Consider the following 10,915-nt stretch of genomic DNA (forward strand, 5'->3'; position numbering starts at 1 on the left):
TCCACAGGTCTCCGTAAAGACCAGCGTTGAATCACGTCCAAGCCAGTCTGAGAAGATCTTTTGTCAACAGAACCTAGGGCATTTGGAAAATCTGAATTACCTCCCCATAAAATAATTTTTTGCTCATTTATCCAATAAACATATACATTATAAAGGTTTTTATTTAATTTTTGCCCTATTATACAAAAATAATCACTCTTGTTTTTGGAATTCTCTTTTAGAAATCCTTCAATTAAATTAACAGGATTCAGAAAATCTTTATTTCTTTTTATAAATTCAAAAATATATTTTCCACCTGAAAAAGCGGGTTCTATACACAGACAAAATAAAAATATAAAATATTTTTTTACTTTTTTTTAATGTAAGTCCGCAAAAATAAAGCATAACATATCTCATTTGGTTATACGGTTTATTTTATCCTACACCGACAAAATATTAATTTCCAATCAATTTTGACAAAATACTCTTTATCAGGATAACTCGCTGATAATGATGATGGCTTTTTGATCTGATGCACTCTGCCTTATGGAAAAAGACAGAGATTGCAAGGCTGACGTTCCGGTGCTGGCTTGCGGTGCTTTTTGTTCTGCCGGGGCTGCTCGGGCTTCTGGCTCTGCAGAGCTGCGCACTGCCGGATGAGTCTCCCGGGGCGACGATCCGGCGGCTGACCGGGCTTGCGATTTCTCCTGTCTTTGCGTCCGCTCATGAGGCGGGGATGTCCTCGGGCGAGGCGTCCGGGATGGTGCCGGGGCATCATCATATGGCGGGGGATATGGCCGGGGTGTCCGGGCATCATCACCATCATATGCCGGGGTCAGGGGATGAGCCGTCCTGCCCGCTCTGCCCTCTGATCCATCTGCAGATTTTTATTCTGTGCGGCTGCCTGATCGCTCTTCTGGTCTCGCGTCTGCGGCGCCCGGCGCTTTTTTCTCCGCTTCATCCGCGTGCGCCGCCCGGGCTGAGGCTGACGGGTGTTCCTCCGGCCCGCGGGCCGCCTTCCCTGCCCTGTTTCCGTCTGCCGGCAGGGTTTTTGCACGTCTTTATTCCGGTCTGAGCCGCCTTTTCGGTTCGGGCCTTGTGAGGGTGTTCCTGCCTGCCGGTTCGTTCTGATTCCGGTTTGAGGGATGTCCCTTATGAGTATGTCCGTTTTACGGAGCTGCGGGTGTGCGCCGTGTGTTGCGTGCGTCTGTGCGGTTCTGATTTTTGGTGGCCCGCCTGCCGGTGCGGCGGTGCCTTCGTCTTCTGTCCGGCCTGACGAGAATATTACTGTGACGGGGGTGCGCCGGGCGCATGTGACGGGTCCGGATACGGCTGCGCTGCTGAACGGGTCTCTTGGGTACAGCACGTATAGTGGCGGGGGTGTTTCCTCCCTTCCGGTTCTGAACGGGATGGCGGATGACCGTGTTGCGACGCTGATTGACGGTCTGAGGATTGAGTCTGCGTGCCCCAACCATATGAATCCTGCGATGTCCTATGTTGATCCGGACAGTGTTGAGACCGCGACGGCGACAGCGGGCATCACGCCTGTGAGTATTGGCGGGGACAGTACCGGCGGGACTGTTCAGGTGGAGCGGCGTGATCCTCTGTTTGCCAGTGCGGGGCGTATTCTGTTTACGGGGCGTGCGTCTGCGGATTACCGGAGCAATGACGGAGGATCGGGGGCGTCCGGGTCTGCGACGGTTGCGGATGACATGTTCAGTCTGCGCTGGACCGGGTCTTACAGCCATGCGAGCAATTATCGTACCGGGGGGGACGGGCGGCAGGTCCGTTCCACGTCATATCTGTCATACAACCATGCCGTGACGGCTGGTTTCCGTAAGGGGGATCATCAGCTTGCCCTAACGTTCGGGCAGCAGGATATCCCTTATGAGGGCTTTGCGAACCAGTATATGGACATGACGAACAACCGTTCGACGTTTGTAAACGGGAAGTATACCGGCCGGTTTGACTGGGGGACTTTGCTTGTCCGTGGCGGGTGGCAGCGTGTCACGCATGTGATGAACATGATGAATGACAAGGGCGGGCATTCTGAGACGACGGGGATGCCGATGAATACGGATTCACGTACGGCCCAGTATTCCGTTCTGGCGACGATTCCTCTGGGGCATCATCATACGCTGCGGCTTGGCAGCGAGTTTGAGCATAATGGTCTGAATGACTGGTGGCCTCCGCTTTCGGGCAGCATGATGATGGGGCCTGACACCTTTCATAATGTGAATGACGGGCACCGGGACCGGCTCGGGCATTTTGCGGAATGGGATGCGCACTGGTCGCGGGTGTTCAGCACGCAGCTTGGGTTTCGTAATGATCTGGTCATGATGAATACGGGGGATGTTGCGCCGTATTCATGGACCGGGATGATGAATATGGCTGATGCGATGGCTGCGCGGACGTTCAATGCGTCAAAGCGGGGCCGGACGGATGTGAATTTTGACGTGACAGCCACGATGAAATGGAAGCCTGCGGACGGGTTTTCGATTGAGGGCGGTTATGCGCGCAAGACGCGGTCTCCCAATCTTTATGAGCGGTATGCCTGGGCGCAGGGCAGCATGGCCACGAGCATGATCGGCTGGTTCGGCGACGGGAACGGCTATACCGGCAATCTGCATCTTTCACCCGAGGTTGCGCATACTTTCAGTTTCACTTTTGACTGGCATGATCCTGCGGGCGTGTCGTGGGACATGAAGATTCAGCCGTTTTATACGCGGACGCATAATTACATAAATGTGGTTCGGGTCGGGGTGCTGTCCGGCGGGATGTCTAAGCTGCAGTTTGCCAATCATGATGCGCAGAGCTACGGACTCAATGCCAGCGGCATGAAGGTTCTGTGGGATACGCAGCGGTATGGCCGCGGGGTTCTGACGGGGCATTTGAACTGGGTTCGTGGTCAGGATCTGGTGACGCATTCGGGGCTTTATCACCAGATGCCTCTGAACGGCGTGGTGAGCCTGCGGGAGACGTTCGGGGCCTGGAGCGGGCATGTTGACGTGACGCTGGTGAAGGCCAAGACGTCTGTGGACTGGCTGCGTAATGAGCCGCGGACGCCGGGTTATGCGCTTGCTGGTCTTGGGGGAAGCTGGCGCTGGCGGGTACTGACGCTGAAGGCAGAAATCGAGAATCTTCTTGATCAGAAATACTATCTTCCGCTGGGCGGGCTGTCTCTGGGGGACTGGTATTTCCGCGGAAAGAGCGGGATTGCGGGCGCTCTGCCGGGGATGGGGCGGTCTTTTAACCTCAGTCTGAGCGCGACCTTCTGAGCATCTGTGAAAGATCCTGTCCGGTTCTGGAGAGTTTCCGGACGGGATCTTTTTTCCTGTCATGAGCGGCCTGCGGCGGGTGTTTTCTGTTCCGGTGTTCGTGTGGCTTCGGGTCAGTCTGCGTCGTCGAGGCCGATGGCGCGGAGTCTGGCGCGTTCCTCGTCCCATCCGGCGCGTTCCTTGACGTTGAGAAAGAGGTGGCAGGGGCGTTCGAGGAGGCTTTCGAGCTGTTTCCTGGCTTTCATGCCGATTTCCCGGATACGGCGGCCTTTTTCTCCGATGAGGATGGATTTGTGTCCGGCGCGGCTGACATAGACGGTTGCCTCTATACGGACTGATCCGTCGGGGCGTTCCTGGAAGCTTTCGGTTTCCACGGTGGCGCTGTAGGGGATTTCCTCGTGGGTCTGGAGGAAGATCTGTTCGCGCACGAGTTCTGCGGCGAGGAGGCGGTCCGGGAGGTCCGTGAGGTCGTCTTCCGGGTAGAGCCAGGGGCTTTCGGGCAGGGAGTTCGCGAGGGCTGTCAGGAGGTCTTCCACGCCGCTGCCTTTTCTGGCGCTGACCATATAGACGTGTTCGACGGGGAGCAGTTCCGAGAGCTCTGCCGTCAGGGGCAGGAGTTTCTGCGGTTCCACGAGGTCTGTTTTGTTCAGGACGAGCCAGATGCGTCTTTTGCCGCCTTTGAGTGTTTCCACGATGCTGCGGACGTCATCCGTGAGGCCTGCGCGGGCGTCCACGAGGAAGAGCGTGACATCTGCGTCTTCCGCTCCGGTCCAGGCGGCTGCGACCATGGCGCGGTCGAGTTTACGTTTCGGACGGAAGATGCCCGGGGTATCGACGAGCAGGATCTGTGTTTTTTCCCGCATCAGGATGCCGAGCACGCGGAAGCGTGTTGTCTGTGCCTTGGGGCTGACGATGGAGAGTTTTGCTCCGGCCATGCAGTTCAGCAGGGTGGATTTGCCTGCATTGGGGGCTCCGACCAAGGCGGCAAATCCGCAGCGCGTGGTGTCTGTCATGGCTGCTTTCCTTTTCGTTTTCCCTGTGCGGGCGGGGTTTCGAGTTTTTCGAGGAGGGTTCGTGCCGCGGTGCTTTCTGCGAGGCGTTTGTTCCCTGCCCTGCCCTGTGCCGTGTGTCCTGCTGCGTGGACGGCGATGACGAATTCCGGGGCGTGGGACGGGCCTTCCGCGCTGATCATCTCGTAGTCCGGCAGGGCGAGGCCGCGGGCGAGCACCCATTCCTGCAGTGCTGTTTTCGGGTCTTTGGGCGGTGCGATCTGTTGCCCGATCTCGTTTTTCCAGAAGGTTCTGACGAAGGTTCTGGCTGCATCGAGACCGCCGTCGAGATAGATGGCGCCGAGCACGGCTTCGGTTGCGTCCGCGAGCACGTTTGCAGTTTCCCGGATGCCGACTTTTTCCTCGTGTCCGGCGACGAAGAGGGCGTCCGGTATGCCGAGTGTCTGTGCGATCGGTGCGAGGACGTTGCGGGAGACGAGATGTGCGAGGCGTGAGCCCAGCGCGCCTTCCTGTTCTCCGGGATAGCGTTCGAACAGCCATTCCGCGATCAGGAGACCGAGCACACGGTCTCCGATGAATTCGAGGCGTTCGTTCGAGCCTGCGCCTTTGGGGGCTTTGCCGCCGCGTTTGGGGCTGAGGGCTGAGCGGTGTGTCAGCGCCTCATTCAGCAGGGCCGGATCGGTGAATGTATATCCGATCTGTCCGGAGAAGGCGGTAAGACCCGTGCTCATCGGATGACGTGGAAGAAGCGGTTCCAGCGGATTTCTGTCGGCAGGTACCAGAACTGCCAGACCGGGTGTTTCATATCGAAGGAGAAGAAGACGATCTGCGCGTGTCCGACGAGATTTTCGATCGGGACGAAGCCGAGATCTTCCGGGTCGTCTCCCATGAAGCGGCTGTCCGCGCTGTCGTCGCGGTTATCGCCCATGGCGAAGAAATGTCCGGGGGGGACGACGTATTCGGGCGTATTGTTCTGCATGCCCTGGTCCGTGAGCTTGAGCACATCATGGCGGACCGTGCCCGGTGTGCCGGGCAGAGCTTCCTGGCACAGATCGCCTTCCATACGGGTCTGGCGTTCGTCGATCGCAACGTAATTGCCTTCGGGTCTGCAGGGGACTTCACTGCCGTTGAGGAAGAGATGTCCGTCCCGGACCTGGATGCGGTCTCCGGGCAGTCCGACGATGCGTTTGACGTAGTCTATGGAGGTGTTTTTCGTAAAGCGGAAGACGGCCACGTCTCCGCGGTGCGGCAGCACGTCGGGGATGCGCCCCCTGAACAGGTCCGGCGAGAACGGGAGGGAGAAGCGGGAATAGCCGTAGCTGTATTTCGAGACCCAGATGAAATCCCCGACCTGAAGCGTCGGGATCATGGAGCCTGACGGGATGCTGAAGGGGGCGAACAGAAAGGTCCGGAACAGGGTCAGCACGATCAGCAGGGCGGCCATGGTCCGGATGGTTTCAAACCATTCCGCCTTCATGGATTTACCTGCTGTGTTTTTCCCGAGATCTGTCTGGATTTCGGAGTCCGGGGATGTTGTCATGTCTGAAATCGTGACCTTTGAGATACGTATGGGAATTAAGGGGGACAGGGGCCGGATGAAGCCGCCTGTGCCGTGTCGTGTCAAGGAAAAGCGCCGGTTTGTCTGTCTTTTCAGCTGTCCGGCAGGGCTTCGATCATGACCTGTGCCAGGGCGTAGGGCATGTCGTCTGTCAGGCTGAGATGGATGCGTAAGGTCATTCCTGCCGGGGTCAGGGCCTGCAGGCGTCTGGCGGCTCCGCCGGTGAGGATGAGGGTCGGCTGGCCCGAGGGAAGGTTTTTTACGCCCATCGAGCTGTGGAACACACCCTGTGAGAAGCCGGTTCCGAGGGCTTTGGCGCAGGCTTCCTTGGCGGCCCAGCGTTTGGCGTAGGTTCCGGTTCTGGCGGCTCCGGAGCGTCGTTCCGCGTGCTGCCGTTCGGCTTCGGTGAAGACGCGGGTGAGAAAGCGTTCGCCGTGGCGTCCGATGGCTTTTTCGATCCTGCGGATATCGCACAGATCCATCCCGGTCCCGATCAGCATGTTTCAGCCTTTCACGCGTTCGACGTGGGAGATTCCTGAGGCTGCTCGGAGTCCTGCGACGATCATGGAGAGGTGGCGGAGATCCTTGACTTCGGCATCGACGAGGATTTCCATGAAATCCATCTGCCGGTTTACGATTTTCAGTTCGGTTATGGCGCCGTTCTGCCGGGAGACGGCGTTTGTGATGGTGGCGAGCATGGACGGGTCGTTATTTGCGACCAGTCTGACCCGTCCGACATGGGGTTCTCCGGAGACTTCCCGGCCCTGGGCGTCGTAATCCCAGTCTACATCCAGGAAGCGTTCGGGTGTTGCGGAGAAGGCCTGGAGCGACTGGCATCCGGCGGCGTGGATGGTAACCCCGCGTCCGGTTGAGACGACGCCGACAATACGCTCTCCGGGCAGCGGGTGGCAGCAGCCTGCGAAATGGGTTGCCACGCCCGGCCCGAGGCCGATGAGGGCTGGTTTTCTGTCTCCAGACGAGGATTTCTGTGCGGGGGGCGGGCGTCCTGCCAGTCCGGGGACGAAGCGTGGCGCGCGGGGGGCCTGCCTGAGCTCCGGGTAGGCGGCGTGGACGACGTCCTTTGCGGGGATGCTGTTGCTGCCGACGGCGGCGAACAGGTCTTCCACGGAGCCCTGCCGCAGGTCCTTGAGGATGGTTTCCAGGACTTTTTCCGAGCCGTCCACACCTTCCTGACGGAAGGCACGGGCCAGGGCGGCGCGTCCGGAATCGACGGCTGTCTCGCGCTGCTGTGCGGCGACGAAGCGCCGGATGCGGGCGCGGGCCTTGCCTGTGACGACGAAGCGTTCCCAGGACGGGGATGGTGTCCCGCCGCGGGTTGTCATGATCTCGACCTGGTCCCCGTTCTGCAGCTCGTAGCGCAGGGGCATCAGGCGGCCGTTGATGCGGGCTCCGACGCAGGAATCGCCGATCTGGCTGTGGACGGCGTAGGCGAAATCGACGGAGGTTGCGCCGCGAGGCAGGGAGATGAGCTGTCCGCGCGGGGTGAAGCAGAAGACCTGGTCCTGGTAGAGTTCCAGCTTGGTATTTTCTAGAAATTCGTCGGGAGCTGAGGAATCTTCCAGGATTTCCAGCAGGTCCTGGACCCAGCGGGGGCGACGCGGGGCGGCGGCTTCTTCGGTCTGTGCGCCGGGTTCGTGTTTGTAGGCCCAGTGTGCGGCGACGCCGTTTTCCGCGACGTCGTGCATGTCCTGCGTGCGGATCTGGACTTCGATTTTCTGGTTGCGCGGGTGCCGGAGGGTGACGCCGGTGTGCAGGCTCTGATAGCCGTTGGCCTTGGGAGTGGAGATGTAATCCTTAAAGCGCCCGGCGATGACGGGGAAGGCGCTGTGGACGGACCCCAGTGCGATGTAGCAGTCCTCCCGGGTGTCCACGATGATGCGGAAGGCCATGATGTCCGAGAGCTGCTCGAACGCGACGTTCCGGCGCTGCATTTTCTCCCATATGGAATAGGGAGATTTCTCGCGTCCGGTGACCTCGACCTTCGGGATTCCGGCTTCCCGGCACAGGCGTGTGAGGTCTGCGCGGACTTCCTCGATCACGTCTGCGCCCTGCCCCCGGAGATAGTTCAGGCGAGCGCGGATGGAGGCATCGGCTTCGGGGTCGATCTGGGCGAAGGACAGGTTCTGGAGTTCTGTCTTGACGCGGTCCATGCCGATGCGTTCGGCGAGGGGCGCGTAGATATCCATCGTCTCGCGGGCGATCCGCAGCCGTTTGTCGCGTCGTTCCACGAAATGCAGGGTGCGCATATTGTGGAGGCGGTCTGCGAGCTTGACGATGAGCACGCGGATGTCTTTTGACATCGCGAGGACGAGCTTGCGAAAGTTCTCGGCCTGTTTCGTTCTGTCTGACTGGATTTCGAGGCGGGTCAGTTTGGTGACGCCGTCCACGAGGTCTGCCACGACGGGGCCGAACTGTGTTCTGAGTGCGGCCTGTGTGAGGCCTGTGTCCTCGACCGTATCGTGCAGGAGGCCTGTGACGATGGAGGCATCGTCCACCCGGAAGCCGGCCAGGATCATGGCGACGGCAAGCGGGTGGGTTATGTACGGGTCTCCGTTTTCGCGGGCCTGACCTTCATGGGCTTTCTGCGCGGCCTCGAACGCGCGGCGCAGGAGGTCCGTATCGCTGGACGGATTGTAGGACAGCACCCGCCGAATGAGGGCATCCGGCGAGAGTTTCGGAGATGCGGGAGCCGTGGCATCCGGGAGTCGATGCTCTCCGGCTGTCATGTCTCCGACGGGTTCCCGCATGGCAGAAATCTGCTTCTGGTCAGCGGCGGCGTCCGCTGAGCTCCGCGTCCATGGCGGCTTTCAGCTCTTCGGGGGAGAGGTCTGTCACGTCTTCTTCCACGGAGGTTTCCTGCAGACCGAAGATGTTCTGTTCCGTGGGGATCAGGTCCAGCACTTCCTCATCCGCGGGCTCCGGCTCCGGCGCGCGGGCGAGCGAGCGGACGAGGTCGTCCTTGAGGACGCCGGTCTTTACGGTTTCCTCTGCGATCTCACGCAGGGCGACGACGGGGTTCTTGTCGTTGTCGCGGTCGATCGTCAGTTCCTCTCCGCGGGACAGATTGCGGGCTCTCTGAGCCGCCAGCAGCACCAGCTCGAAGCGGTTCGGAACCTTCTCGACGCAATCTTCAACTGTCACGCGCGCCATTGGGCAGTCTCCGGCAATTTTTCTAAAAAAAATCCCTTAACATTTTTATCGGCGCAAGGGAATAGAATCTCCTGGTTTTATGAGATGGCGCTTTTATCCAGCGGGCTGATCTGCTGGTCTGCCACGTCGCGAAGCAGATCGGTGATGTGTCTGCCGGAGACGGGATCGCGCCAGTCCGGGGCGATATCGTGCAGGGGGCGCAGGACGAAGGCGCGCTGGCAGGCGCGCGGATGCGGCAGGATCGGGTCCGGATATGTTCTGACGATGCCGCCCATATCGATGATATCGAGATCGAGTGTACGGGCGGCGTTAGCCGTGCTGCGCGTGCGGCCGGACCGGTTCTCGATGTCCTGCAGGCGTGCCAGGAGTGTTTCAGGGGCGAGGCTGCTCCGGGCCTGCACCACTCCGTTGACGTAGGGGGGCTGGCCTGATGGCGGGACGGGTGCGCTTTCGTACCAGGGGGAGACGGCGCTGATTTCGAGGTCCGGAAGGGCGCGCAGGGCCGTGACGGCATCGCGGCAGATCTGCAGCGGAGAGCGGATTTCACCGGGGGACGGTTCGTGCGGAAGATTGCCTCCGATCGCAATGAAAATCTGTCTCATATTTTATAAGCCCGGACCGGTTTATGAGAAAATGTTTGTTCTTCTGTGCATTACATGATATTCCACGCGGAAATCAGCATTATGACGGGTGATTAAACATTTTTTAATACATTTGCATAGTCTGGTCATTATTTTATACGAAAGAGAATTGATATTATGTTCAGACAGGATGAAAGAACCTGTGTATTTATTGACGGGTCCAGTCTTTATTCTGCAGCGCGCGGTCTTGGTTTTGACGTTGATTACAAGAAATTTCTGAATTTCTTCCGCAGCCGCTGCAACCTTCTCCGCGTCAGTTATTACGCGGCCATTCTGGATACGGATGAGTATTCCCCGCTCAAGCCTCTGACGGACTGGCTGTCCTATAACGGTTACTTCCTTGTGACGAAGGCGGCGCGTGAGTTTACGGATAATTCCGGGCGGCGGCGCGTCAAGGGAAATATGGATATCGAGATTGCGGTCGATATGCTGGAGGCTACGCCGCGGATCGACCATGCCGTTCTGGTGACGGGGGATTCCGATTTCCGGCGTGTTGTTGAGTCCGTGCAGCGCGCCGGTGTGCGGGTGTCGGTGATTTCTTCCATGAAGTCCTCTCCGCCGCTGATCGGGGATGAGCTCCGGCGGCAGGCCGATCAGTTTATCGAGCTGTCTGATATTGCCGAGGAGTTTACCCGCCGCCAGACGGATCCGCGCACGCGCACGCAGCCCGGACCCGTGCGGCATCCGGCTGATCAGATGAGCGAGCCTGACGAAATCTGATTATATAATCAGGCTGTTATCAGGGGTATAATCATTTTTTAATATCCCTGGTGCAGACTTCCATCCGTTCACAACCGGATGGTTCTGCTTTCTTATGCTGCATTCTTCTTCTGATCCGCTCCAGCCGGTTTCTGACTGTCCGGCCTGCCCGCGGCTGGCTGAGTATCGTGTCTCGGGGCGGCTTGCGGCTCCTGACGAGTGGAATGCGCCGCTGCTTCCGTCCGGGGATGTTTCTGCCGGTCTTCTGATTGTCGCGCCGCCCTGCGAGCATGCAAAACACCGGACGACGGCGGAGGCTCTGATTGGGATGCTGCCGTTTTTCGGCGATGTTCTGGCTGAGACGGGCTTTTCCGATACGGCCTCCCCTTCCCTTCTCCTGAAGGACTGTCGGCTGGTGAGCGCGGTGCGCTGTGCCGTGCCTGCCGGGCTGGCGCTGCCGACGGAGGTGAGCGGTTGCAACAGGTTCCTTATACCAACGGTTATACCAACGGAGTTCTCCTGTGACTCATCTGTGATGTGACACGCACTGTCCTTTCTGATTCTCTTTATTGAGGAGGA

11 protein-coding genes are annotated in these 10,915 nt (G+C 58.9%); 4 read left to right on the plus strand and 7 right to left on the minus strand.

What is annotated here, in order from left to right; genetic code table 11:
• The first annotated feature begins 511 nt into the window (after positions 1 to 511).
• Both LOC54_RS09755 and LOC54_RS09760 read left to right on the plus strand, forming a co-directional pair.
• Positions 512 to 1,054: a hypothetical protein gene (locus LOC54_RS09755; protein ID WP_279313624.1), complete on the plus strand. Its 543-nt coding sequence runs from the start codon at positions 512 to 514 to the stop codon at positions 1,052 to 1,054.
• 79 nt (positions 1,055 to 1,133) lie between these two features.
• A complete protein-coding gene (locus tag LOC54_RS09760) occupies positions 1,134 to 3,257 on the plus strand; it encodes a TonB-dependent receptor (protein ID WP_279313625.1) in 2,124 nt (707 codons plus the stop codon).
• A gap of 113 nt (positions 3,258 to 3,370) precedes the next feature.
• On the opposite strand, the gene era is transcribed toward LOC54_RS09760, so the two are convergent.
• From era to folK, 7 genes are all read right to left on the minus strand, one after another.
• Positions 3,371 to 4,270 carry a GTPase Era gene (gene era / locus LOC54_RS09765; RefSeq protein ID WP_279313626.1) on the minus strand — a complete coding sequence of 300 codons (900 nt, stop codon included), beginning with the start codon at positions 4,268 to 4,270 and terminating at the stop codon, positions 3,371 to 3,373.
• The gene (gene rnc / locus LOC54_RS09770; protein WP_279313627.1) at positions 4,267 to 4,998 is read right to left on the minus strand and encodes a ribonuclease III; all 732 of its coding nucleotides are present in this window, start codon (positions 4,996 to 4,998) and stop codon (positions 4,267 to 4,269) included. The genes era and rnc overlap by 4 nt, the downstream gene beginning before the upstream one ends.
• Positions 4,995 to 5,744 carry a signal peptidase I gene (gene lepB, locus LOC54_RS09775; RefSeq protein WP_279313632.1) on the minus strand — a complete coding sequence of 250 codons (750 nt, stop codon included), beginning with the start codon at positions 5,742 to 5,744 and terminating at the stop codon, positions 4,995 to 4,997. The genes rnc and lepB overlap by 4 nt, the downstream gene beginning before the upstream one ends.
• Positions 5,745 to 5,917: 173 nt before the next feature.
• Positions 5,918 to 6,325: a holo-ACP synthase gene (gene acpS, locus LOC54_RS09780; RefSeq protein ID WP_279313628.1), complete on the minus strand. Its 408-nt coding sequence runs from the start codon at positions 6,323 to 6,325 to the stop codon at positions 5,918 to 5,920.
• A 3-nt stretch (positions 6,326 to 6,328) separates the two neighbouring features.
• Positions 6,329 to 8,593 carry a RelA/SpoT family protein gene (locus tag LOC54_RS09785; RefSeq protein ID WP_408740336.1) on the minus strand — a complete coding sequence of 755 codons (2,265 nt, stop codon included), beginning with the start codon at positions 8,591 to 8,593 and terminating at the stop codon, positions 6,329 to 6,331.
• A gap of 19 nt (positions 8,594 to 8,612) precedes the next feature.
• Positions 8,613 to 8,996, minus strand: a complete 384-nt coding sequence (rpoZ, locus tag LOC54_RS09790) for a DNA-directed RNA polymerase subunit omega (protein ID WP_279313629.1) — start codon at positions 8,994 to 8,996, stop codon at positions 8,613 to 8,615.
• Positions 8,997 to 9,073: 77 nt separating this feature from the next.
• Positions 9,074 to 9,598 (minus strand): 2-amino-4-hydroxy-6-hydroxymethyldihydropteridine diphosphokinase, encoded by a 525-nt coding sequence (gene folK / locus LOC54_RS09795; RefSeq protein WP_279313630.1) that lies wholly within the window; start codon positions 9,596 to 9,598, stop codon positions 9,074 to 9,076.
• A 156-nt stretch (positions 9,599 to 9,754) separates the two neighbouring features.
• Between folK and LOC54_RS09800 the strand changes: the two genes are divergently transcribed.
• Entirely contained in the window at positions 9,755 to 10,357 is a 603-nt protein-coding gene (locus tag LOC54_RS09800) for an NYN domain-containing protein (protein WP_408740337.1), read from the plus strand.
• Between the two features lie 94 nt (positions 10,358 to 10,451).
• Positions 10,452 to 10,877 carry a hypothetical protein gene (locus tag LOC54_RS09805; RefSeq protein WP_279313631.1) on the plus strand — a complete coding sequence of 142 codons (426 nt, stop codon included), beginning with the start codon at positions 10,452 to 10,454 and terminating at the stop codon, positions 10,875 to 10,877.
• Positions 10,878 to 10,915: the final 38 nt, after the last annotated feature.

Source organism: Acetobacter sp. AN02 (assembly GCF_029759835.1).
In the GTDB taxonomy this organism is placed as follows: domain Bacteria; phylum Pseudomonadota; class Alphaproteobacteria; order Acetobacterales; family Acetobacteraceae; genus Acetobacter.

Coding starts and splice junctions, on each gene's coding strand:
- LOC54_RS09755 (WP_279313624.1), top strand. CDS start 512: ATGCACTCTGCCTTATGGAAAAAGACAGAGATTGCAAGGCTGACGTTC.
- LOC54_RS09760 (WP_279313625.1), top strand. CDS start 1,134: ATGAGTATGTCCGTTTTACGGAGCTGCGGGTGTGCGCCGTGTGTTGCG.
- era (WP_279313626.1), bottom strand. CDS start 4,270: ATGACAGACACCACGCGCTGCGGATTTGCCGCCTTGGTCGGAGCCCCC.
- rnc (WP_279313627.1), bottom strand. CDS start 4,998: ATGAGCACGGGTCTTACCGCCTTCTCCGGACAGATCGGATATACATTC.
- lepB (WP_279313632.1), bottom strand. CDS start 5,744: ATGAAGGCGGAATGGTTTGAAACCATCCGGACCATGGCCGCCCTGCTG.
- acpS (WP_279313628.1), bottom strand. CDS start 6,325: ATGCTGATCGGGACCGGGATGGATCTGTGCGATATCCGCAGGATCGAA.
- LOC54_RS09785 (WP_408740336.1), bottom strand. CDS start 8,593: ATGCGGGAACCCGTCGGAGACATGACAGCCGGAGAGCATCGACTCCCG.
- rpoZ (WP_279313629.1), bottom strand. CDS start 8,996: ATGGCGCGCGTGACAGTTGAAGATTGCGTCGAGAAGGTTCCGAACCGC.
- folK (WP_279313630.1), bottom strand. CDS start 9,598: ATGAGACAGATTTTCATTGCGATCGGAGGCAATCTTCCGCACGAACCG.
- LOC54_RS09800 (WP_408740337.1), top strand. CDS start 9,755: ATGTTCAGACAGGATGAAAGAACCTGTGTATTTATTGACGGGTCCAGT.
- LOC54_RS09805 (WP_279313631.1), top strand. CDS start 10,452: ATGCTGCATTCTTCTTCTGATCCGCTCCAGCCGGTTTCTGACTGTCCG.